The 21563-nt window shown below is 75.0% G+C and carries 22 protein-coding genes; 15 read left to right on the top strand and 7 right to left on the bottom strand.

Translation table 11 applies throughout. The annotated features are described in order from the left end of the window. The first annotated feature begins 43 nt into the window (after positions 1 to 43). From ACQP1P_RS10715 to ACQP1P_RS10700, 4 genes are all read left to right on the top strand, one after another. Positions 44 to 724, top strand: a complete 681-nt coding sequence (locus ACQP1P_RS10715) for a response regulator transcription factor (protein ID WP_433085499.1) — start codon at positions 44 to 46, stop codon at positions 722 to 724. Beyond that, positions 721 to 1971 carry a sensor histidine kinase gene (locus ACQP1P_RS10710; protein ID WP_433085497.1) on the top strand — a complete coding sequence of 417 codons (1251 nt, stop codon included), beginning with the start codon at positions 721 to 723 and terminating at the stop codon, positions 1969 to 1971. The genes ACQP1P_RS10715 and ACQP1P_RS10710 overlap by 4 nt, the downstream gene beginning before the upstream one ends. Before the next feature lie 81 nt (positions 1972 to 2052). Continuing rightward, a complete protein-coding gene (locus tag ACQP1P_RS10705; protein WP_433085496.1) occupies positions 2053 to 2442 on the top strand; it encodes a hypothetical protein in 390 nt (129 codons plus the stop codon). Positions 2443 to 2458: 16 nt separating this feature from the next. After that, positions 2459 to 3169: a class I SAM-dependent methyltransferase gene (locus tag ACQP1P_RS10700; RefSeq protein ID WP_433085494.1), complete on the top strand. Its 711-nt coding sequence runs from the start codon at positions 2459 to 2461 to the stop codon at positions 3167 to 3169. A gap of 105 nt (positions 3170 to 3274) precedes the next feature. Here the strand turns inward: ACQP1P_RS10700 and ACQP1P_RS10695 are convergent, their stop codons facing one another. Then, the gene (locus tag ACQP1P_RS10695) at positions 3275 to 4141 is read right to left on the bottom strand and encodes a LysR family transcriptional regulator (RefSeq protein ID WP_433085492.1); all 867 of its coding nucleotides are present in this window, start codon (positions 4139 to 4141) and stop codon (positions 3275 to 3277) included. A gap of 74 nt (positions 4142 to 4215) precedes the next feature. Here ACQP1P_RS10695 and ACQP1P_RS10690 point away from each other — a divergent pair, with 74 nt between their 5' ends. Beyond that, on the top strand, positions 4216 to 4944 hold the full coding sequence (locus tag ACQP1P_RS10690; protein ID WP_433085490.1) for a CTP synthase C-terminal region-related (seleno)protein: 729 nt from the start codon (positions 4216 to 4218) through the stop codon (positions 4942 to 4944). Here ACQP1P_RS10690 and ACQP1P_RS10685 read toward each other — a convergent pair whose 3' ends face one another. The 3 genes from ACQP1P_RS10685 to ACQP1P_RS10675 are packed head-to-tail and all read right to left on the bottom strand — an operon-like array spanning position 4945 to position 7763. Continuing rightward, entirely contained in the window at positions 4945 to 5730 is a 786-nt protein-coding gene (locus tag ACQP1P_RS10685; RefSeq protein WP_433085488.1) for a hypothetical protein, read from the bottom strand. 30 nt (positions 5731 to 5760) lie between these two features. Beyond that, positions 5761 to 6900, bottom strand: a complete 1140-nt coding sequence (locus tag ACQP1P_RS10680) for an amidase family protein (RefSeq protein ID WP_433085486.1) — start codon at positions 6898 to 6900, stop codon at positions 5761 to 5763. A gap of 20 nt (positions 6901 to 6920) precedes the next feature. Then, complete coding sequence (locus ACQP1P_RS10675; RefSeq protein ID WP_433085484.1) at positions 6921 to 7763, bottom strand: GDSL-type esterase/lipase family protein; 843 nt, start codon at positions 7761 to 7763, stop codon at positions 6921 to 6923. A gap of 83 nt (positions 7764 to 7846) precedes the next feature. Here ACQP1P_RS10675 and ACQP1P_RS10670 point away from each other — a divergent pair, with 83 nt between their 5' ends. The 5 genes from ACQP1P_RS10670 to ACQP1P_RS10650 all read left to right on the top strand — a co-directional run bounded on the left by ACQP1P_RS10670 (position 7847) and on the right by ACQP1P_RS10650 (position 11501). Next, the gene (locus ACQP1P_RS10670) at positions 7847 to 8845 is read left to right on the top strand and encodes an LLM class flavin-dependent oxidoreductase (protein WP_433085482.1); all 999 of its coding nucleotides are present in this window, start codon (positions 7847 to 7849) and stop codon (positions 8843 to 8845) included. Positions 8846 to 9080: 235 nt separating this feature from the next. Beyond that, complete coding sequence (locus ACQP1P_RS10665) at positions 9081 to 9590, top strand: GNAT family N-acetyltransferase (protein ID WP_350622824.1); 510 nt, start codon at positions 9081 to 9083, stop codon at positions 9588 to 9590. Beyond that, the gene (locus ACQP1P_RS10660; RefSeq protein ID WP_433085480.1) at positions 9587 to 9910 is read left to right on the top strand and encodes a DUF952 domain-containing protein; all 324 of its coding nucleotides are present in this window, start codon (positions 9587 to 9589) and stop codon (positions 9908 to 9910) included. The genes ACQP1P_RS10665 and ACQP1P_RS10660 overlap by 4 nt, the downstream gene beginning before the upstream one ends. A gap of 8 nt (positions 9911 to 9918) precedes the next feature. Then, positions 9919 to 10773, top strand: coding sequence for a septum formation family protein (locus ACQP1P_RS10655; RefSeq protein ID WP_433085478.1), 855 nt, complete (start codon positions 9919 to 9921; stop codon positions 10771 to 10773). A gap of 191 nt (positions 10774 to 10964) precedes the next feature. Further along, positions 10965 to 11501 carry a gluconokinase gene (locus ACQP1P_RS10650; protein ID WP_433085476.1) on the top strand — a complete coding sequence of 179 codons (537 nt, stop codon included), beginning with the start codon at positions 10965 to 10967 and terminating at the stop codon, positions 11499 to 11501. 27 nt (positions 11502 to 11528) lie between these two features. Here the strand turns inward: ACQP1P_RS10650 and ACQP1P_RS10645 are convergent, their stop codons facing one another. Together ACQP1P_RS10645 and ACQP1P_RS10640 are read right to left on the bottom strand one after the other, a co-directional pair. Continuing rightward, positions 11529 to 11786, bottom strand: a complete 258-nt coding sequence (locus ACQP1P_RS10645) for a hypothetical protein (RefSeq protein WP_433089959.1) — start codon at positions 11784 to 11786, stop codon at positions 11529 to 11531. Between the two features lie 7 nt (positions 11787 to 11793). Beyond that, positions 11794 to 13566 carry a thiamine pyrophosphate-dependent enzyme gene (locus ACQP1P_RS10640; protein ID WP_433085474.1) on the bottom strand — a complete coding sequence of 591 codons (1773 nt, stop codon included), beginning with the start codon at positions 13564 to 13566 and terminating at the stop codon, positions 11794 to 11796. A 65-nt stretch (positions 13567 to 13631) separates the two neighbouring features. Between ACQP1P_RS10640 and ACQP1P_RS10635 the strand changes: the two genes are divergently transcribed. Continuing rightward, entirely contained in the window at positions 13632 to 14834 is a 1203-nt protein-coding gene (locus ACQP1P_RS10635; RefSeq protein WP_433085472.1) for a hypothetical protein, read from the top strand. A gap of 76 nt (positions 14835 to 14910) precedes the next feature. On the opposite strand, the gene ACQP1P_RS10630 is transcribed toward ACQP1P_RS10635, so the two are convergent. Continuing rightward, a complete protein-coding gene (locus ACQP1P_RS10630; RefSeq protein WP_433085470.1) occupies positions 14911 to 15651 on the bottom strand; it encodes an FKBP-type peptidyl-prolyl cis-trans isomerase in 741 nt (246 codons plus the stop codon). A gap of 346 nt (positions 15652 to 15997) precedes the next feature. On the opposite strand from ACQP1P_RS10630, the gene aceB reads away from it, so the two are divergent. The 4 genes from aceB to ACQP1P_RS10610 all read left to right on the top strand — a co-directional run bounded on the left by aceB (position 15998) and on the right by ACQP1P_RS10610 (position 21479). Next, entirely contained in the window at positions 15998 to 17557 is a 1560-nt protein-coding gene (aceB, locus tag ACQP1P_RS10625) for a malate synthase A (protein WP_433085468.1), read from the top strand. A gap of 85 nt (positions 17558 to 17642) precedes the next feature. Continuing rightward, positions 17643 to 19097, top strand: coding sequence for an FAD-linked oxidase C-terminal domain-containing protein (locus ACQP1P_RS10620; RefSeq protein ID WP_433085466.1), 1455 nt, complete (start codon positions 17643 to 17645; stop codon positions 19095 to 19097). 1 nt (position 19098) lies between these two features. Further along, a complete protein-coding gene (locus tag ACQP1P_RS10615; protein WP_433085464.1) occupies positions 19099 to 20292 on the top strand; it encodes an FAD-binding oxidoreductase in 1194 nt (397 codons plus the stop codon). Further along, the gene (locus tag ACQP1P_RS10610; protein ID WP_433085462.1) at positions 20292 to 21479 is read left to right on the top strand and encodes a (Fe-S)-binding protein; all 1188 of its coding nucleotides are present in this window, start codon (positions 20292 to 20294) and stop codon (positions 21477 to 21479) included. Before ACQP1P_RS10615 ends, ACQP1P_RS10610 begins: the two co-directional genes overlap by 1 nt. Positions 21480 to 21563 lie beyond the last annotated feature (84 nt).

Here is a 21563-nt window from a genome sequence, read left to right as displayed (position 1 = left end):
CAGTGTCCGTCGCCCGACGATAACGCGCGGTTAAGCTCGCCCTATGGCGAAGGTGTTGATCGTGGAGGACGACGCGACGATTCGCACCGGGGTCCTGAAGGCGCTCGCGGGGCGGGGTCACGTGGTCGTGGCGGCGGCGACCGCCCTCGACGGGCTCAAGCTCGCCGTCGCCGAGGCGCCCGACGTGGTCCTGCTCGATCTCGGGCTGCCCGACCTCGACGGGCGCGAGGCGCTGCGCATGCTCCGCGCGGTCAGCCAGGTGCCGGTGATCGTGGTCACCGCCCGGCGCACCGAGGGCGAGATGGTGCGGGCCCTGGACGCCGGGGCCGACGACTACGTGGTGAAGCCCTACGGGGCCGAGCAGATCGACGCCCGGATCCGGGCGGTGCTGCGCCGCACGGCCCCGCCGGAGCCGGTCTCGCTCGTCGTGGAGGCCGACGGGGTGCGGATCGACCCGCGGGCCCGCACGGCGACGCTCGACGGGGCCGCGCTGGAGCTCACGCCGCGGGAGTACGACCTGCTGCACTATCTGGTCGCCCGGGCCGGCGAGGTGGTCACGAAGCGGGAGCTGCTGACCGAGGTCTGGCAGGTGGCCTACACGGCGGCCGACAAGACCGTCGACGTGCACCTGTCGTGGCTGCGGCGCAAGCTCGGCGAGACGGCCCAGGAGCCGAGGCGCATCCACACCGTGCGGCGCGTCGGCGTGCGGTTCGGCCGGGTATGAGACGCCGGCTCGCCCTGCTCGTCGCGGCCGCGATGGCCCTGGTGCTCGTGGCCTTCCTCGTGCCGCTCGCGCTGCTGCTGCGCGCGGCCGCCGAGGACCGCGCGGTCGCCGCGGCCACCACGCAGGCGCGGTCCCTGGCCGCGCTCGTGGCCACCGCGGACGCGAACGCGCTGCGGCTCACCGTCGAGCAGGCCAATGTGGACGGTGCGCACCCCGTGACGGTGTACCTCGGCGACGGCAGCGTCGTCGGCGCGCCGATCGCGGCGACGCCCGCGGTGCGCCTGGCCGCCCAGCGGGGCAGCCTCAGCGTCGCCCACGCCGACGGCCGCGAGGTCCTCATCGCCGTCCAGGGCCTGCCGGGCGGCACCGCGGTCGTGCGCTCGTTCGTGCCCGAGCGGGACCTGCGCCGCGGCGTCACCCGCTCCTGGCTGATCCTCGCCGCCGTCGGGCTCGGCCTGCTGCTGCTCGGCCTGGCCGTGGCCGACCGGCTCGCGGTCGCCGTCGTGCGCCCGATCCGCACGCTCGCCGCCGTGTCCGAGAGCCTCTCCGCCGGCGACCTCGACCGCCGCGCCCCGGCCGGCGACGGGCCGGGCGAGGTGCGCGCGGTCGCCGCGGCCCTCAACCGCCTCGCCGGGCGCATCCGCGACCTGCTGCGCCAGGAGCGCGAGGCCGCGGCCGACCTGTCGCACCGGATGCGCACCCCGATGACCGCCCTGCGCCTCGACGCCGAGGGGCTCGCCGACCCGGCCGAGGCCGCGCGGATGCTCGAGCACGTCGGCGCGCTGGACCGGGCGCTCACCGCGGTCATCGAGGACGCCCGGCGGGAGCGGTCCGCGCCCGAGTGCGACGCGGCCGCGGTCGTCGCCGAGCGGGTCGCGTTCTGGTCGGTGCTCGCCGAGGACCAGGACCGCCCGGTGCGCACCGCGCTCGACCCCGGCCCGCTGCCCGTCGCGGTGTCCGCCGCCGACCTGGCCGCGGCCCTGGACGCCCTGCTGGGCAACGTCTTCGCGCACACCGAGGAGGGCGTCGGCTTCGCGGTCTCGCTGCGCGCCCACCCCGGCCGGGTCGAGCTGGCCGTGGAGGACGACGGGCCGGGCTTCGACCCGGCCGCGGGCGAGCGGGGCGTCAGCGGCGGCGGCTCGACCGGGCTGGGCCTGGACATCGCGCGGCGCACCGCGGAGGCGGCCGGGGGCCGGCTCGCCATCGCCGGGTCCCGGGTGACCCTCGAGGTCTTAACCGATCGTTAGGGTCACGCCAGGACCCCGTTGACGAAGGTGCCGGGAGATTTGGTCGCACAGGCAAGAAGCGATCAGGAAGGTGTACCTCCCATGCGCAGACTCATCATCTTCGGCGCGACGACCGCCGCGGTCCTGGCGGTCGGCGGCACGGCGCTGGCCTCCTCGGGGTCCGGCCGCCACGACGACCGCCCGTCCCACGTAGTGGTCAGCACGAGTGCCAGTGCCGAGGACAACCCGTCCCGGGGCGTGGACGACGACCCGACCTCCCACGCCACCGCCTCGACGGCCCCGACGGTGAGCCCGTCGGCCGGCACCGGCGTCGATGACCACGGCGGACTCCGCACCACCCGCACCGCGGAGCCGGGCGACGACCACGGCGGCCGGCGCACCGCCGAGCCCGGCGACGACCACGGCGGGCACGGCCGCGGCGGCGACGACCGCCCCGGTGACGATCATGGGGGTTCCCGCCACCGTCGATAACTGGGATCATGTCGCCGTGCCCCTGCTCGACGACGACGCCCTCGCCGGATCGGCAGTGGTGGCGAACTCCGCGATGAACCGCGAACGCGGCCTCGACGGCGTCAACAGCTACGAGCGCGAGCTCGGCTTCAACCCGGTCGAGGTGATCACGGCGCTGGCCCGCGTCACCGGGGCGCCGGACACGGTCGCGTGGCTCGACCTGTGCTGCGGCTCCGGCCGCGCGCTGATCGAGGCCGCGGCCCGCCTCGACGAGCAGGGCGTGGCGGCCCGGGTGCTGGTCGAGGGCGTCGATCTCGTCGACGCCTTCGACCCCGCGCCCGAGGTGCCCTGGCTGCGGCTGACCGCGGCGCCCGTGCTCGCCTGGGCGCCGCGCCGCCGGTACGACCTCATCACCAGCATCCACGGCCTGCACTACGTGGGCGACAAGCTGGGCCTGCTGACCCGGGCGGCGGGCTGGCTCACGGACGGCGGCAGGCTGGTCGCCGACCTGGACCTGGCGGCCGTACGGCTGCAGGACGGCGCCCCCGCCGGTCGCCGCCTGGCCGCGGACCTTCGCGAGGCCGGGTTCAGCTACGACGGCCGCCGGCGCCGGATCGGCCGGGACGACCGCGGCGACGTCGAGCTGCCCTACGCCTACCTGGGCGCGGACGACCGTGCGGGCCCGAACTACACCGGCCAGGACGCCGTGCACTCGTACTACCGCCGCACGAACGGCAGGCCCGCGTAGCCCGGCGGCTGCCGCCGCGGCAGCCCCCGGCACGCGGCGACCTGCTCCCACGACTGCAGCTCGATCCGGTAGTGGCCGGGGAAGGCGACGGTGACCTGGTGCGGCTCAGGACATGAACGCGTCGCGCACGGCCGCGGCCGGCCCGGTCAGGCAGCCGTGGACGAGGTCGGTGCGGTGCACCAGGCGGGGCTCGGCGACCGGGACGCCGCGCACGCCCGGGGTCAGCGCCGACTCCGGCAGCAGCGCCAGCCCTGCGCCCGCGGCGATCAACGACGAGAAGACGCCGGCGTCGGTACCGGGATAGGCCAGCCCGCCCCGGAAGCCCTCCGCCCGGGCCAGCACCCGCAACCGCTCCAGCGGCGTGGCGATCCCGGGCGCGTCGAGCCACACCGCGTCGGCGAGGTCCGCCAGGCGCAGCCCGCGCCGGCCCGCGAGCGGGTGCGCGGCCGGCAGCGCGACGACGGCCGGGCGCTCGGCGACGGGCGCGGTGGTCAGCCGGCCGGTGTCGGGCAGCGGCAGCGGGTCGCTGGGCGCGGTGACGCCGTCGACGAGCCCGAGGTCCAGCTCCCCCACGGCGACCCCGGTCGCGACCGCGGCCGCGGCCGCGACGTGCAGCGTGAAGGTGACCCGCGGCATGGCCCGCCGCACCCGGACCACGGCGGCGGCGTCGATGCCGGACAGCGGCGTCGCGCCCAGGACGACCGCGGCGGGCGGCGGGCCGGAGAGCCGCACGACGTCGGCCCGGGCCGCGGCCAGCCGGAGCAGGATCGGCCCGGTGTGCTCGAGCAGCCGCGCGCCGGCGTCGGTGAGCGCGACCGGCCGGCGGCGCAGCAGCGGGGCGCCGACGTCCTGTTCGAGCGCGGCGATCTGCTGGGAGACCGCGGACTGGGTGTAGCCGAGCTCGCCCGCGGCCGCGGAGAACGAGCCCAGGCGCGCGACGGCGGCGAAGGTGCGCAGCAGGTGCGGGTCCACGACATCATGATTGCTTATCTCGGTACCGCGAACAGTCGTTGGACTCATCTCGTTCCGCCGCGCAGGCTGGGGACATGACCACGACCCGCACCGCCCGCATCGCGCTCGTCGGCGACCGTTCGCCGCACGTGCGCTCCCACACCCGCATCCCGGGACTCATCGAGGTCCTCCGCGAGCAGCACGGGCTCGCGCTGGACGCGTACTGGATCCCGTCCGAGGACGCCGACGCGGCGAGCCTCGCCGGGTTCGACGGCATCTGGCTGGTCCCGGGCTCGCCGTACCGCTCGGAGGCCGGCGCCCTCGCCGCCGTCCGCGCGGCTCGCGAGCTCGGCATCGCCTTCCTCGGCACCTGTGGCGGCTTCCAGCACCTCATGCTCTCCGTGGCCCGGGACCTGGCCGGCCTGCCGGACGTCGTGCACGCCGAGAGCGACCCGGACGGCGAGCGGCCGCTCATCGTGCCGCTCGCGTGCTCGCTGGTCGGGCACTCCGGCGCGGTGACCCTGCGGCGGGGCAGCCTGGCCGAGCGCGTCTTCGGGGTGGAGCGCTCGGTGGAGCAGTACCACTGCTCGTACGGCCTCGACCGGGCCTACCTGCCCGCGCTGGAGGCCCACGGGCTGCGCTTCACCGGGCACGACGACGACGGCGAGGTGCGGGTGGCCGAGCTCGACGGGCACCCGTTCATGGTGGGCACCCTGTTCCAGCCGGAGCTGGCCGGCGACGGCTCGCGGGTGCACGCGGTGATCCGGGCCTTCGCCGAGGCCGCCGTGTCCGTGGGCGCCGCCCGCTCCCCCGCGGCCGTCTAGCTACTTCGCCGGGACGTTGCCCAGGGCGGTACGGCCGATGCGGGCCATGATGTCGTCGAGCTCCAGGGCGTTGAAGCGCTGCCGGTTGTAGCCGTGGAAGGTCAGCATGACGAAGACGTCGCTGTCCACGCACCACAGCTTGGCGTCGGCGTTCTCGCCCGCGGCGTCGACCTTGTGGCCCGCGATCGCCTGCTTGCCGCACTCGACCGGCAGGCGGGACAGGCCGGCGCCGCCCTGCTGGGACTCGTAGCGGGCCACGGCCGACGTGCTCACCTCGACGTACAGTCGCAGCGTGCTCCCGGTCGCCTCCGGGCTGTGCGAGTCGTGCTGGAAGGTGTAGTCGCAGGTGCCGGCCTCGCCCTTGGCGGACTTCTCCAGCGTGCCGCCGAGGTCGGTGCCGAAGGCGTCCTTGTTCAGCAGGGCGCACGGGTCCTTGGGCTGGCGGTGGGTCAGGTCGGCGTCGCCGCCGCCGACGCCGCCTATGCCGTTCTCGATGACGTACGCGGCCGTCGAGCCGCCGATCACGCACAGCGCGAGCAGGCCGCCGACGATCGCCAGCAGCACGCCCGTCTTCGGCCGGAACGGCGTGGGCGCGGGCGGCGGCTGGTAACCGGCGGGCGGCTGGTAGCCGGCAGGTTGCTGGTAACCCGCGGGTTGCTGGTAACCCGCGGGCTGCTGGTAACCGGCCGGCGGCGGGAACGGCGCCCCCGAGTACGGCCCGGGCGCCGGCGGCTGCTGCGGCGCGGGGTACTGCGGCTGATACGGGTCGAACTGCGGCGACGTCACGAACGGCAGTATGGCAGGCGAGGACCTGGCTCACGGGGCCAGTCGCGGCCCCCCGGCCGGCGCCTCGGCGGCGGCCAGGGCCAGCAGCGCGCGGTCGTGCCCGGGCGGGGCGACGAGCGCGATCCCGGCCGGCGGCGAGGCGCCCGTGGGCAGCGACACGCTCGGCAGGCCGTAGGCGCTGGCCGGCACCGAGCAGCGCAGGATGCCCCGCCGCCACGCGTCGCGGCCCGCGAGGCCCAGGTCGCGCGCGTGGCCCGGGCCGCCCGCGGGCAGCACCAGCCAGGCCTCGTCGCCGAGGAGGTCCAGCAGCTCGGCCCGCCACGCGGCGAGCCGCGCCCGGGCGTCCGCCTCCTCCGCCGCGGTCACCGCCGCGCCGAAGCGGAAGCGGCCCTCGACGTCGGGGGCCAGCACGCGCGGGTGCGCCTCGACCCACGCCCCGTACGCGCGCCACGCCTCGGCCGACTGTGCCCGGCGGAACGCCAGCAGCAGCGGGTCGGGATCGTCCCAGGTGGACAGGGACGTCTCGCGCACGGGAAGCCCGAAGCGGGCGGCATCCGCGGCTGTGCCGCCGATCGCCAGCAACCGCCGCGGCGCCGCCACGGGCCCGGGCGGCAGCAGCACCTCCCCCACCGCCGCGAGCGTCGCCGCGTCGCGGGTGATCCAGCCGACGGTGTCGAACGACGGCGCGAGCGGCTGGACGCCCTCGGTCGGCACCGCCCCGTGCGTGGGCCGCAGGCCGAACAGCCCGCAGCAGGACGCCGGCACGCGGATCGAGCCGCTGGTGTCGGTGCCCAGGCCGATGTCGGCGTGCCCGGTCGCGACGGCCGAGGCCGGGCCGCTCGACGAGCCGCCGGTCACGAGGTCCGGCGCGGCCGGGTTCGGCGGGGCGCCGTAGTGCGCGTTGGCGCCGGAGAGCGAGTACGCGAACTCGTCGGTGTGCGCGATGCCCTGCACGACCGCGCCCGCGGCCCGCAGCCGGGCCACCGCCGGCGCGTCCTCGGCGGCGGGCAGCGCCTCGGCGAGCCAGGCCGGGTTGCCGCCCCCGACGGCGAACCCGGTCACGGCGAAGAGGTCCTTGACCGCGAGCCGCATGCCGTCCAGCACACCGTGCCCGGTGGCCGGCGCCAGAGGCATGCCCTTGACCCGCCACACGCTGGGGTCAGCTGTCACGCCGAGCACACTACGCGCATTCACCAGGTCGGCGAACCGGCCCAGGCGGCGGAGGCCAGCGCCGTCTGGCCCGCGGCGTTCGGGTGGAAGAAGTCCTGCGCGACGACCATGTCGAGGGTGAACCGGACCCGGTGCACGGCCCCGCCGTCGGTGCGGCAGCGCGGCCCGTAGGCCCGGCAGGCCGCGGCCAGTTGCTCGTTGTAGGCGTCGACGCGCGCGGCGAAGGCGCTGCGCCGGGCGACCACGTCCGGCGCGTTCGACGTGGGCTCGGCCAGCAGCGCCGGGCAGAGCCCGAAGTTCCACGCCTGCACCGCGAGCTTGCTGGTGTGCCCGATCTCCCAGAGCCGGTTGATGTCGGGGATGCTCGCGACCAGCACGCGCGCGTCCGGCGCCCGCTCCTTGAGCACCGCGAGCGCCGCGTCGACGCCGCGGCGGAACTCCTCGGTCGGCGTCATGTCGGCCAGACGGCCGCGGCAGGCGTCGTCGGCGCCGATGAGGATGGTGACGTACCGCGGCGAGACCCGCACGGCCTCGACGGCCTGCCCGGCGAGCGCGTCGGCCCGCGCGTTGGCCGCGGCGAAGTTGTGGTTGCCGCCCTTGAGCCCCGGATCGTCCTTGAGCAGGCGCTTGTAGTGGCTGTTCACCTTGGTGCCGTCGCCGGTGGCCCAGGAGTTGCGCGGGCACGGGCTCGGCGCCAGGCAGGAGGCGAACCCGTTGGAGATGGAGTCGCCGAGCGCGGCCATGGCGGTGATGCCGCCGGTCGGGCGCGCGGACGCCCCCGGTCGCGCCCCGGCCTCGGCGTCGCACGCGATCGCGAGCAGCGCCAGCCCGGCCAGCAGCAGGATCCACCCGCGCTTGCCCACGCTGCGTGCCCAGACATTGACGATGGGCAACAGTGTACCGGCAATGGGAATACGGTCGCGGCATCCGGTGTTGACCTTGATCTGTGAGGGAACTTCCGCTTTCCGTGCTCGATGTCGCCCCCGTCGCCGTCAACGGCTCGACCGGGGAGGCCCTGCGGCACACGACCGAGCTCGCCCGGCGCGTCGAGGCGCTCGGCTACCGCCGGTTCTGGGTCGCCGAACACCACAACATGCCCGCCATCGCCAGCTCCTCGCCGGCCGTGCTGCTGGCCCACCTCGCCGCGGCCACGTCGACGATCCGGGTCGGCTCCGGCGGGGTGATGCTGCCCAATCACGCGCCGCTGGTCGTGGCCGAGCAGTTCGGCACCCTGGAGGCGCTGCACCCGGGCCGCATCGACCTGGGCATCGGGCGGGCGCCCGGCACGGATCAGTACACGGCGCTCGCCCTGCGCCGGACCATGGAGGGGCTCTCGGCCGAGAACTTCCCCCAGGAGCTGCAGGACCTCATCGCCTACTTCGAGGGCGAGACCCGCATCCTCGCCTCGCCCGGCAAGGGCTCCAAGCCCGACGTGTGGCTGCTCGGCTCGAGCGGCTTCAGCGCGCAGCTCGCGGGCCTGCTCGGGCTGCCGTTCGCGTTCGCGCACCACTTCAGCGCGCAGAACACGCTGCCGGCGCTGGGGCTCTACCGGCAGCATTTCCGCCCGTCGCAGTGGCTCGCGGAGCCCTACGCGATGGTCGCGGTGAGCGCGATCGCCGCCGAGACCGACGAGGAGGCCGAGTTCCTCTCCGGCCCCAGCGCGCTGTCGTTCCTGCGGCTGCGCTCGGGCCGTCCCGAGCCGCTCGCGACGCCGGAGGAGGCGGCGGCCTACGCGTACAGCGACCGGGAACGCGAGTTCGTCCTCTCCCGCCGCGAGGGCCAGGCGCTCGGCTCGCCCGCGACCGTCCGGCAGCAGCTCACGGACCTGCTCGCGGCCACCCAGGCCGACGAGTTCATGCTGACCTGCATGGTGTACGACCTCGAGGCCCGGGCCCGGTCGTTCGAGCTGATCCGCAAGGAGGTCGCGCCCGCCCTCACGAAGTAGCGCCCCGTCCCAGCCCCCGGCCCGGACCGTGCCGGCCCAGGCCGCGCGGTCGGCTCGCGCGCCGCAGGCGACCGGCGAGCGCGCCCGGATCGGTCCGCCCAGTGCGTCCCGAGCCTGGCCGTGGGGCAGGGTCGCGCGGCCGGGGTGACCAAGTGGCGCCCCCGCGCGGTAGCGTCACCCGCGAACTTCGGCGAAGATGGCGGGCGATCTTGCTGGTCGAGTGAGGTGGGGGCGTGTGAACAAGACCTGGGTGCGGCTGCGGCCGGTGGTCGAGGGGGACCTGGCCATGTTCCGCCGGTTCGCGACCGAGCCGGGCCTCGCCGGTCCCGCCTGGACCGGGTACCACGAGCCGAACGGGCCCGCCCGGCGCTTCGCGCTCGACGGCTACCTCGGCGCCGACGACGGGCGGCTCATGGTCGAGGCGGACGAGACCGCCGCCGGGTTCGTGCAGTGGTTCGCGATCGGGTCGGGCCCGGCGCAGTACTGGGGCGTCGGCATCGTGCTGCTGCCCGAGTGGCGCGGCCGCGGGGTCGGCTGGCGGGCGCAGACGCTGCTGTGCGACTACCTGTTCGCGAGCACGCCGACGCAGCGGATCGAGGCGCGCGTGCAGCCCGAGAACATCGCCGAGCAGAAGGCGCTCGAGAAGGTCGGCTTCCTCAGCGAGGGCATCCTGCGCTCGGCCGAGTTCCGCGACGGGGCCTGGCGCGACGTGCTCGTCTACGGCCGGCTGCGCGGTGACCGGTGATCTACAAGATCCTGCTCCCGGCCGAGTGGGCCGGGTTCGAGGCGGCCGGCGTGTTCGCGGGCTCGCCGCTCGACCTCGCGGACGGGTACGTCCACCTCTCCACCGCGGAACAGGTCCACCGCACGGCGACGCGGTTCTTCGCCGGCGTGCCCGAGCTCGTGGTGCTCTCGGTCGACCCCGGCCCGCTGGGCGAGGCGCTGCGGTGGGAGGCCAACGAGCACGGGACGTTCCCGCATCTCTACGCGCACCTCCCGCTGTCCGCCGTCACCAAGGTGCGCCACATCACTGACGTCGCCGAGCTGCAGGACCTGGCCGAGTGATGCGCCGGTTGACGCTCGTACTCGCCGCGCTTGCGCTGACGGGCGGTTGCGGGGGCGAGGCCCCGCCCGCCACCGCCCCGGGCCCGCCGCCGTCGTCCGCGGCCGCACTCGCCGAGCCGAAGGCCGGGGACTGCTTCGACAAGCCGATGCGCACCACCCTCGCGCCGCCCGCGAAGGTCGACTGCGCGCAGGAGCACCAGTCCGAGATCGCCGCCGTCGGCACCCTGACCGGGGTGTCGTCCGGGACGCCGCCGCAGCCGAACGACCCGTCGCTCGCGGCGGCCGACGCGGACTGCCGGACGAAGACCGCCGCGTTCCTCGGCACCCCGCTCGGCCGCCACGGCGCCACGCTCGAGATCGGGCTGCCGGCCGACCGGGACTGGCAGTCCGGCCGCCGCTGGTACGCGTGCGAGGCCGTGGTCGTCGACGCCGCCCCCGGCCGGGCGGCCTTCGCCACGACCAGGGGCACGCTCGCGGGCGGCCGGACGCCGCTGCCGCAGCACTGCTTCAACCTCGCCAAGGCCGGCACGACCGCGGGCATGACCGAGACCCCGTGCACCGGCAGGCACGCCGCGGAGTACATGGGCGCGGTCCGGGCCGGGTTCGCCGCGCCCGTGCCGGCGGACGACGAGACCTGGAAGCCGTACGCCGCCGCCTGCCGCGACGAGGTCGCCGACCAGATGGGCGTGACGGCCCAGGCGGTCGACGACAAGTGGGGCTACGACGGGTACCGGTCGCAGGAGCTCCACGGCTACGGCGTCACCGTCACGCAGTGCTACTTCGTGCTGTGGCAGGGCCGGACGATGACCGGCTCGGTGGCGGGCACCCGGGGCAACGGGGTGCCGCTGTCCAACGCGCGTTAGCACCGGCGGCCCGCGCGGGCAACGCACCGTCAGCACCGGCGGCCGCGCGGCCAACGCGCCGTCAGCGCGGGCGGCCGTGCGGGCAGCGCGCCGTCAGCACCGGCGGCCGCGCGGGCAACGCACCGTCAGCACCGGCGGCCGTGCGGGCAGCGCGCCGTTAGCGCCGGCGGCCGTGAGGGTACGGTGTCGCCATGCCAGACGCGCGGCCGGTATTCGTCGTCATGGGTGTCGCCGGCACCGGGAAGACCACCGTGGGCGCGATGCTCGCCGGGCGGCTGGGCTGGACCTACGCCGAGGCCGACGACTTCCACCCGCCCGCGAACGTCGAGAAGATGGCCGCGGGCGTCCCGCTCACCGACGCCGACCGGGAGCCCTGGCTCGCGGCGATCGGACGCTGGCTCGACGAGCGCGCCGCGGCCGGCGAGCCCGGCGTCGTCACGTGCTCCGGGCTCAGGCGCGTGTACCGCGACCGGCTCCGCGAGGGCCGCCCGCAGGTGCGCATGGTGTTCCTCGAAGGCTCCCGCGAGCTCATCGCGCGCCGGCTCGCGGCCCGTCACGGCCACTTCATGCGCGTGGAGATGCTCGACAGCCAGTTCGCCGCGCTGGAGCCGCCGCAGCCCGGCGAGGGCGTGACCGAGGTGTCGGTCGAGCCGCCGCCCACCGAGATCGTCGACGCGATCCTCCGCGCCCACCCCGAGGCGCTCGGCGCCGCCGCCACCGACGCGTGAGCGGACCGGGAGCTCCTCGACTTAGGGCTACTCGAAGAGGGAGCCGCGGCCGCCGCCCTCGCGGACCCGGGCCCGCCGCCGCAGCTCGACCACGACCGCGTCGACCAGGGCGCTCGCCGCGAGCACGAGCAGGATCACGCCGAGCCAGGTGAGGCCGGCGGCCAGGGCCAGGGCGCCCAGCACCGCGCAGGTGAGCAAGCCGAACACGGCCAGGGCGAGGCGGAGGTTCAGGGCGGAGTACGGGTGCCCGAAGGTGCCGCGGGCGCCGCGGGGCTGGGCACGCATCACGAGGTCATCCCTTCAGCTGAGTGATCTTGTCCTTGAGGATCGTGGTCGCGATGGCGGCGCGGTGGGGCTGGCCGCGCAGGAACGACTCGGCGAAGCGGACCGCCTGCTGGTACGTCACCTTCGCCGGCATCGGCGGCTCGTTCGGGTCCACGGCGACGTCGACCACGGCCGGGCCGGCGAACGCGAGCGCGTCGCGCAGGGTCTCCTCCAGCGCGCCGGGCGAGGTCACGCGGGCGCCGAAGCCGCCGCAGCCGCGGGCCCAGGCCGCGTAGTCGGGCGCGGGGTCGCCGAAGCGCACGCCGTACTCGGGCAGGCCGAGCACCATCTGCTCCCACACGATCATGCCGAGCGCGTTGTTGTTGTTGATGACCACCTTGACCGGCAGGCCGTACCGCGCGGCGGTGTGGAACTCCGCCATCAGCATCGCGAACCCGCCGTCGCCGACGAAGGCGATGCACTGGCGGCCGGGGTACTCGTGCTGCAGCGCGATCGCGTAGGGCAGCCCCGGGGCCATGGTGGCGAGCGTGCCCGACAGGTAGAACTCGCGGCCCCCGACGATCTGCCAGTGCCGGGCGGCCCAGGTGGCCACGGTGCCCGAGTCGCAGCACAGGATCGCGTCGTGGGCGGCCGCCCGGTCCAGGGCCGCGGCCAGGTACTGCGGCGCGATCGGGTCCCGCTCCGCGCTCTCCAGGGCGGCCAGGCCCTCCCGCCAGTCGTGCATCTTCTGCTGGTACCGCCGCAGATGCCGCCGATCGGTGCGCCGCTGCAGCCGGGGCAGCAGCGACTCCAGGGTGGCGGCGGCGTCACCGACGAGCGGCACGTCGGTCGGGATGCGGGTCCCGGCGCGGGCCGCCTCGGCCTCGATCTGGATCACGTGGGCCTGGCCGGGCTCGGGCAGGAACTTCGTGTAGGGGAAGTTGGTGCCGACCATGAGCAGCGTGTCGCACTCGGTCATGAGGTCCTCGCTCGGCGCGGTGCCGAGCAGCCCGAGCCCGCCGAGCGCGAACTGGGAGTCGTCGGGCACGACCATCTTGCCCATGAGCGACTTCACGATGGGCGCGCCGAGCACGTCCGCGGTCAGCTCGACCAGCGCCCCGGCGCCCCGCGCCCCGATGCCGGCCAGGATCGCCGGGCGCTCGGCCACGTTGAGCAGGTCCGCGGCGGCCTGCAGGTCGTCGTCGGCGGGGCGGACCGGGGGCGGGACCCAGACCGGGGACGTGGCCGGCGCGCGGACCGGGCCGACCTCCTCGAACGGGTTGTCGCCCGCGGTCGCGACCTGCACGTCGTTGGGCACGGTCAGGTGGGCCACCCCGCGGCGGGCCAGGGCGGTACGCACGGCGATGTCGACGAGCGCGGGCGCCTGGGCGGGGTTGACGATCGGCTCGTTGTACTCGGCCACGTCCTCGAAGAGCCGATCCAGGTGTACTTCCTGCTGATAGCCGGTGCCGAGCACCCCGGACTCCTGCATGCCGGTGATCGCCAGCACGGGGGCGTGGTCGAGTTTGGCGTCGTAGAGCCCGTTGGCGAGGTGGATCCCGCCCGGACCCGACGTCGCCAGGCACACGCCCAGCCGCCCGGTCGCCTTGGCGTGCGCGACGGCCATGAAGGCGGCGGCCTCCTCGTGGTGCACGAGCACGAACCGCACCCGGTCCGCGTTGCGCCGCAGGCCCTCCATGAGCCCGTTGATGCCGTCGCCGGGCAGGCCGAACACGGTGTCGACACCCCAGGTGGCCAGCCGCGCGATGATCGCCTCGCCGACGGTCGGTTGCTTCGCCATAGGGTATGGCTTGCCGGATCCGCCGGGTCCAAACCCTTCACGGTGATCCGGTACCGTACGGCCACATGGGGATGCTCGACCGGCTCCGCGGCACGCCACAGCAGCGCTTCGCCCGCCGGGTGCTCACCGCGATGCGCGACGCCGGCGTGGTCTCGGCGCGGTACCTGCCCGACCAGTTCGCCATCGAGGTCCGCCGCGACTCGGCCCAGGCCCAGCCGGCCGTCGCCTACCTCGGCAACATCTACCGCGAGTGCGAGCGGGCCGGCCGGGCCGAGCGCCGCGAGCGCATCGCGTCGTTCCTCAGCGCCGTCGTGTTCAACCCGGGCGCGCCGAACAGCTGGGAGGAGGTCGCCCCGCTGCTGCGGCCGCTGCTGCGCACGGTCACGTTCGGCACCGGGATGCCCGCCTCCGCGCCGCGGCCGCTGCGCCGGCCGGCGTGGGCGTACCTGGCCGAGTTCGTGGTCGTGGACCAGCCGACGTCGGTGATGTACGTGACGGACCGGCAGCTGGGCGACTGGGGCGTCACCGAGGGCACGGTGTTCGACCGGGCGCGGCGCAACATGGCCGCCATCGCGCGGGCCGGCAGCGGGACGGACACGGCCCCCGGGCCGCGCCCGCTGATCCGGATGGTCGAGGACGGCGACGCGTACTGGGCCTCGCACCTGTTCGTCGACGGCTGGCTGGCCGCCCAGCGCTCCCGGCTCGGCGGGGTGCCGCTCGCCTTCGTCGCGGACACGACGGGGATGCTGCTCGTCGGCCGCGGGTCCGAGGACACCCCGGAGACGCTGGGCAAGGTGTTCGAGCTCGCCGAGCAGGAGTACCGCGACGCGGCCCGCCCGATCTCCCCGATGGCGCTCACGGTCGACGACACCGGCGCCGTGGTGCCCTTCCTGGTGCCGGCGGGGCACCCGATGTACGGCGTCACGCACCGCACCGAGGTGATCCTCGCGGCCTCGGAGTACGCCGCCCAGGCCGCCCACCTGGAGTCCGACGCGTTCGTGGCCTCGTGCACGAGCGCGCAGCGCCCGGACGGGACGGTCTTCACGGTGGCGAGCTGGGCCGAGGGCGTGGACACGCTGCTGCCCCGGGCCGACTACGTCGCGTTCCCGTCCGACGGCGCCGACCCGTTCTTCGTGGCCTGGGACGCGGTGGCGCGGGAGGTCGACCTGGAGCCGGAGCCGGGCCTGGACCCGGAGCGCTACCGCCTGCGGGAGTGGCCCCACCCCGGCGTGGTGGAGCGCCTGCGCCGGGTGGCCACCCGCCCCTGAACCACCGCGGCACCCCGCGAACGACGAAGGGCGGCCCCGGTGTGCCGGGGCCGCCCTGTGCGCGCGTGGGGCCGGGCTAGTTGCCCGGGACCTGCAGGCCGCCGCTGCTGTCGGCGGCCTGGATGTCCAGGATGTCGACGTAGAAGCGCAGGTCGCCCTTGGGATACCCGTCGGCGTTGTTGTAGGCCTCCTTGACCGGGATGTCCAGGATGACCCGGCTGCCGACCTTCAGGCCCACGAGGCCGCGGTCCCAGCCCTCGATGACCTGGGCCTGCTGGCCCTGCTCGAGCATGCCGACCTGCACCGGGAAGGTCTGCTTGTGCTGCCAGGACGAGTCGAAGACCTTGCCGTCCTTGTAGGTCAGGCCCACGTAGTTGACCACGACGGTGTCGCCGGCCTTGACGGTCTTGCACTTGCCCTGGATCAGGGTCTTGACCGTGCGCACGCCGACGCTCTGCTCCGTGCCCGCCTCGGTCTTGGGCTCGTCGGCCAGGCGCTTGTCGAAGCCGCCGAGCAACGGCGGGTAGGCGCTCTGGTCCGGCTTCTTGCACTCCGTCTTCTGCTGCTCGGCGCGGTCGCCGAAATACCACACGCCGGCGAACGCGCCGCCGATGGCGAGCAGGACGATCACGGTGCCGGCGATGGCCTGCCCGATGCGGCGGCGGCGGGCCGACTTCGCGGCGGCGACCCGCGCGGCGGCGCGCTTCTCGGCCCTCGTCAGCGGGGCCGGGCCCTTGCTCTTGGCCGGCTTCTTCTCCGCCTCCTCGGCCTCGCCGCCGTCCTCGTCGGACCCCGCGGACTCCGAGTCGTCGTCCACGGCGTCCGGTTCGTCCGCAGAGTCCGCGGTGTCCGCAGTGTCCGCAGTGTCCGCGGTGTCCACCGAGTCCACATTGTCATCGGTGTCCACAGTGTCCGATTCGACCGAAGCCACGTCGTCCGCCGCGGTCGTCTCCTCCGCCTCGACCGCATCCGCCTTCGGCGGGGTGGACTTGGTCGACCTTGCCGGGCGGCGGTTCCTGCCCCGATCGCTCACGATTCGTCGACTCCCCTGGTGGACGGCCCCGCACACAGACGGACCTGAGTTTCGTTCGGCGAAGCTTCCCATACCACACGCCTCGCGGCACGCACCGGGGTAGGCCGCGATATGGCCTAAGGTCGGTCGTATGGGCAACGCTACGGGCGTCGAGATTACCGGACCGATCGGCGATCGCTTCGCTGAGATCCTGACCGAGGAGGCTCTGAGTTTCCTGGCAGATCTGCACCGCCGCTTCGACGCGCGCCGGCTGGAGCTGCTCGCGCTGCGCAAGGAGCGCGAGGCGGCGCTGCAGGCCGGGGGCACACTGGGCTTCCTGCCCGAGACCCTCGGCGTGCGGGAGGCCGAGTGGCGGGTGGCGGAGCCGGCGCCCGGCCTGATCGACCGGCGGGTCGAGATCACCGGGCCGACCGACGCGAAGATGACCATCAACGCCCTGAACTCGGGCGCGAAGGTGTGGCTGGCCGACCACGAGGACGCCAACACGCCGCTGTGGGACAACGTGATCCGGGGCCAGCTCAACCTGCGCGACGCGGTGGCCGGCACGCTGGCGTTCACGTCGCCGGAGGGCAGGGACTACCGGCTGACGGACGGCCCCCGGCCGACGATCGTGGTGCGCCCCCGCGGCTGGCACCTGCCGGAGAAGCACATCCTGGTCGACGGGCGGCCCACGTCGGGCTCGCTGACCGACTTCGGGCTCTACTTCTTCCACAACCACCTCGCCACCAGGCCGTACTACTACCTGCCCAAGATGGAGTCGCACCTCGAGGCCCGGCTGTGGAACGAGGTGTTCGCCCACACCGAGGAGCGCTTCGGCCGCCCGGCCGGCACGATCCGGGCCACGGTGCTGATCGAGACCTTCCCGGCCGCCTTCGAGATGGAGGAGATCCTCTACGAGCTGCGCGAGCACTCCGCCGGGCTGAACGCGGGCCGCTGGGACTACATGTTCAGCGTCATCAAGAAGTTCCGCACGCGCGGCCGCGACTTCCTGCTGCCCGACCGCAACTCGGTGACGATGACGGTGCCGTTCATGCGGGCGTACACCGAACTGCTCGTGCGCACCTGTCACAAGCGCGGCGCGCACGCGATCGGCGGGATGGCGGCCTTCATCCCGAGCCGCCGCGACGCCGCCGTGAACCGGGCCGCGTTCGAGAAAGTTTCCGCGGACAAGACCCGTGAGGCCGGCGACGGCTTCGACGGCTCCTGGGTCGCGCACCCCGATCTCGTCCCGGTCTGCCGCGAGATCTTCGACGGCGTGCTGCGGGATCGGCCCAACCAGCTCGACCGGCTCCGCGAGGACGTGAGCGTCACCGAGGCCGACCTGCTCAACGTCGCGGCCACGCCCGGGCGGCGCACGGAGGCCGGGCTGCGCAGCGCGGTGAGCGTCGGCGTGCAGTACCTCGCCGCGTGGCTGCGGGGCAACGGCGCCGTCGCGATCAACAACCTCATGGAGGACGCGGCGACGGCGGAGATCTCCCGCTCGCAGGTGTGGCAGTGGCTGCACAACGGCGTCACGCTCGACGACACCGGGGACCTGGTGACCCGCGAGCTGGTCGAGCGGATCGCGGACGAGGAGCTGGCCGGGCTCGGCGGCGACCTGAGCGCGGCGCGCGAGTTGTTCATGGAGGTGGCGGTGGCCGACGAATTTGTGGACTTCCTGACGATTCCGGCGTACGAACGGATGCCATGAGCGGTCCGGAGCGCAGCGGAGGAGCCGCGAATCAGGCAGCGCAGGACAACGCATGGCGACGCCGGAGCGAAGCGGAGGTGGCGCCATGAGCGTCGATGGGCTCACCGACGCCGTGCGGGAGCTGCTGCGGGCCGATCAGATCATCACCGATCGGGCCCGGTTGCGGACGTACGAGTGCGACGGGCTGGCCCACTACCGGGTCGTGCCGGCGATCGTGCTGCTGCCGCGCACCGCCGAGGAGTGCGCGGCCGTGGTCCGGGCCTGCGTCGCGCACGGGGTGCCGTTCGTGGCCCGCGGCTCCGGCACCGGCCTGTCCGGCGGCGCGCTGCCGCACGCCGACGGCGCGCTCATCGTGACCTCCCAGCTGCGCGCCATCCGCGAGGTCGCGACCCAGGACGAGCGGGCCGTGCTCGAGCCCGGCGTGATCAACCTGCAGGTCTCCAAGGCCGCCACGCCGCACGGGTACTACTACGCCCCCGACCCCTCCAGCCAGCAGATCTGCTCGATCGGCGGCAACGTGGCGGAGAACTCGGGCGGGGCGCACTGCCTGAAGTACGGCTTCACGGCGAACCACGTCACCGGCGTGCAGATCGTGACGCCCGACGGGGAGCTGGTGCGGCTGGGCGGGCGGGCTCCCGACGCGCCCGGCTACGACCTGCTCGGCGCGTTCGTCGGCTCGGAGGGGACGCTCGGGATCGCCACCGAGGTGACGGTACGGCTGGTGCGCCTGCCCGAGACCGTGCGCACCCTGCTGGCCGCGTTCCCCGGCCCGGACGCGGCGGGCGCGGCGACCTCGGCGATCATCGCGGCCGGCGTGGTGCCCGCGGCCGTGGAGATGATGGACGCGCTGGCGATCGAGGCGGCCGAGGCCGCGGTGCACTGCGGCTACCCCGCCGGGGCGGGCGCGGTGCTCATCGTCGAGCTCGACGGCCCCGCGGCCGAGGTCGAGGCCCAGTTCGCCGCGGTCGAGGAGTTCTGCCGGGCGCACGGCGCGTTCGAGATCCGCATCGCCGCCGACGACGCCGAGCGGGCGCTGTTCTGGAAGGGCCGCAAGTCCGCGTTCGCCGCCGTCGGGCGCATCTCCCCCGACTACATCGTGCAGGACGGGGTCATCCCCCGCACCGCGCTGCCGCAGGTGCTCAGGCGCATCGGCGAGCTGGCCCGGGAGCACGGCGTGCGGGTCGCGAACGTCTTCCACGCCGGCGACGGCAACCTGCATCCGCTCGTGCTCTTCGACGAGGCGGTGGCCGGGCAGGCCGAGCGGGCCGAGACGGTGTCCGGGGCGATCCTGGACATCTGCGTCGAGCACGGCGGGTCGATCACCGGCGAGCACGGGGTCGGCGTGGACAAGGCGAAGCACCTGCCGAGGATGTACACCGAGGCCGACCTCGACACCATGCAGCTGCTGCGGTGCGCGTTCGACCCGCGGGGCCTGGCGAACCCGGGCAAGGTGTTCCCGACCCCGCGGCTGTGCGGCGAGGTGCCCGGCCGGCGCAAAGGACCGAACCCCTGGCACGACGCGGGCGTGGAGGTGTTCTGACGTGACGGTCGTCGATGAGATCGCCGGGGTCCCCGCGGCCGCGGTGGCCGAGCCGGCCTCGACCGCGGAGGTGGCCGACGTCGTGCGCGGCGCGGCCGCCGACGAGCTCGCGCTCGTGGTGCGCGGGGCCGGCACGCGGCAGGACTGGGCGCTGCCGCCGCAGCGGCTCGACCTGATCGTGGAGCTGCGCGGGGTGTGCGGCCTGGTCGAGCACGCGGCCGGGGACCTGGTGGCGATCGTGCGCGCCGGGACGCCGCTGCGCGAGGTGCAGGAGGCCCTGCGCCCGGCCGGGCAGCAGCTGGCCCTCGACGAGCCGCTGCCGGGCGCGACCGTGGGCGGCACCGTCGCGGTGAACGCGTCCGGCCCGCGCCGCATGCTCTACGGCACCGTCCGCGACCTGCTCATCGGCGTCACCGTGGTGCGCGCCGACGGGGTCGTGGCCAAGGCCGGCGGCAAGGTCGTCAAGAACGTCGCCGGCTACGACCTCGGCAAGCTCGTCGCCGGCTCGTACGGCACCCTCGGCGTCATCACCGAGTGCGCCTTCCGCCTGCACCCGCTGCCCGCCGCGGCCCGCTACGTCTCGGCCCGCGTGGCCGGGCCCGACGAGGCCGGCCGGGCGGTGGCGTCCGTGCTGGCCGCGCAGGTGGTGCCGAGCGCGCTGGAGGTCGACATGGCCGCCGGGGACGGCCCGCTCACGGTGACCGCGCTCGTCGAGGGGGTGCCGGTGGGCGTCGAGCGGCGCGCCGCCGACCTGCGCAAGCTGCTCGGTGAGGAGACCGAGCAGGCCGAGTCGCCGCCGCCGTGCTGGGGCTCCTACCCGTGGGCGCCGGGCGACGTCGGGATCAAGCTCACCTGCGCGTTGTCGCGGGTGCCGTACCTGCTCACCGCGGCCGGCGTCACCGCGCGCCTGCACGACGTGCCGGTGCGCGTGCGCGGCTCGGCCGGCACCGGGGTGCTCTACGCGGGGCTGCCCGGCGACACCGACCCCGGCGTCGTGGCCGGGGTGATCAGCGACCTGCGCGCCGCGACCCGGGCCGGGGCCGGGCACTGCGTGGTGCTGACCGCCCCGCCGCCGGTCCGCGCGCGGGTCGACGTCTGGGGCCACGTCGACGGGCTCGACCTCATGCGCCGGGTCAAGGAACAGTTCGACCCGGCCGGCACGCTCGCGCCCGGCCGGTTCGTCGGGGGCATCTGATGAGCGACGAGCGGCGGGATCTCATCGGTGACTGCGTGCACTGCGGGTTCTGCCTGCCGACCTGCCCGACCTACGTGCTGTGGGGCGAGGAGATGGACTCGCCGCGCGGGCGCATCCAGCTCATGCTCCAGCAGACCGAGGGAGAGCCGCTGACGCCCGCCATGACCGGGCACTTCGACGCGTGCCTGGGCTGCATGGCGTGCGTGACCGCGTGCCCGTCCGGGGTCCAGTACGACAGGCTGATCACCGAGACCCGCGCGATGGTCGAGCAGGTGCGCCCGCCCGCGGGCCGGGCCCTGCGGGCGGCCGTCTTCGCCCTGTTCCCGTACCGGCGTCGGCTGGAGGCGGCGAAGGCGCCCCTGACGGCGTACCGCCGACTGGGCACCCCCTTGCGGGACACCCTGCCCGCGACCCTGCGCACGCTGCTGGACCTGGCTCCCCCGGCACGCCGGTCGGTCCGCCTCCCCGCGGTCGTCCCGGCGCTGGGCCGCCGCCGCGCGCGGGTCGGCATGCTCACCGGCTGCGTGCAGCAGGCGTTCTTCCCCGGCGTGAACGCCGCGACCGCCCGGGTGCTGGCCGCCGAGGGCTGCGAGGTGGTGATCCCGCCGGAGCAGGGCTGCTGCGGGGCGCTGAGCCGGCACAGCGGCCGCACCGCCGAGGCCGACCGGTTCTCGGCGGGCCTCGACCGCGTGTTCGCCGGCGTCGACGCGCTGGTGGTGAACGCGGCCGGGTGCGGCTCGTCGCTCAAGGAGCACGGGGAGCTGGCCTCGCGGACCCGGGACCTGTCGGAGTTTCTGGTGGAGCTCGGCCCGGTCGCGCCCCGGCATCCGGTGCCGGTGACCGCCGCGTACCACGACGCCTGCCACCTGGCCCACGCCCAGGGCGTGCGCGCCCAGCCGCGGGCGCTGCTGCGCGCCGTCCCGGGCCTGGACCTGCGCGAGATCCCGGACGCGGAGATCTGCTGCGGCTCGGCCGGCATCTGGAACGTGCTGAACCCCGGCCCGGCCGCGGAGCTGGGCGACCGCAAGGCGCGCGACGTGCTCTCGACGGGGGCGTCGCTGCTCGTCACCGCCAACCCGGGCTGCCTGATGCAGATCGCGGCCGCGGTCAGGCGAGCCGGCGCCTCGATCCGCCTGGCCCACACCGCCGAGGTCCTCGACGCCTCGATCCGCGGCGTGCGCCCCTGACCCGCCGCCGATCCGCCGCTGCCGATCCGCCGCCGCTGGGCCGGACACGACGAAGCCGGGGTCGCGCCCCAGGCGCGGCCCCGG

Source organism: Dactylosporangium sp. CA-052675 (assembly GCF_050947935.1).
In the GTDB taxonomy this organism is placed as follows: Bacteria; Actinomycetota; Actinomycetes; order Mycobacteriales; family Micromonosporaceae; genus Dactylosporangium.
Note: the sequence above shows the minus strand (reverse complement) of the source record. Positions and strands in the feature narration are given on the sequence as shown.

Coding starts and splice junctions, on each gene's coding strand:
- ACQP1P_RS10645 (WP_433089959.1), bottom strand. CDS start 11,786: ATGCGTGCCCAGCCCCGCGGCGCCCGCGGCACCTTCGGGCACCCGTAC.
- ACQP1P_RS10705 (WP_433085496.1), top strand. CDS start 2,053: ATGCGCAGACTCATCATCTTCGGCGCGACGACCGCCGCGGTCCTGGCG.
- ACQP1P_RS10690 (WP_433085490.1), top strand. CDS start 4,216: ATGACCACGACCCGCACCGCCCGCATCGCGCTCGTCGGCGACCGTTCG.
- ACQP1P_RS10715 (WP_433085499.1), top strand. CDS start 44: ATGGCGAAGGTGTTGATCGTGGAGGACGACGCGACGATTCGCACCGGG.
- ACQP1P_RS10640 (WP_433085474.1), bottom strand. CDS start 13,566: ATGGCGAAGCAACCGACCGTCGGCGAGGCGATCATCGCGCGGCTGGCC.
- ACQP1P_RS10710 (WP_433085497.1), top strand. CDS start 721: ATGAGACGCCGGCTCGCCCTGCTCGTCGCGGCCGCGATGGCCCTGGTG.
- ACQP1P_RS10610 (WP_433085462.1), top strand. CDS start 20,292: ATGAGCGACGAGCGGCGGGATCTCATCGGTGACTGCGTGCACTGCGGG.
- aceB (WP_433085468.1), top strand. CDS start 15,998: ATGGGCAACGCTACGGGCGTCGAGATTACCGGACCGATCGGCGATCGC.
- ACQP1P_RS10650 (WP_433085476.1), top strand. CDS start 10,965: ATGCCAGACGCGCGGCCGGTATTCGTCGTCATGGGTGTCGCCGGCACC.
- ACQP1P_RS10635 (WP_433085472.1), top strand. CDS start 13,632: ATGGGGATGCTCGACCGGCTCCGCGGCACGCCACAGCAGCGCTTCGCC.
- ACQP1P_RS10620 (WP_433085466.1), top strand. CDS start 17,643: ATGAGCGTCGATGGGCTCACCGACGCCGTGCGGGAGCTGCTGCGGGCC.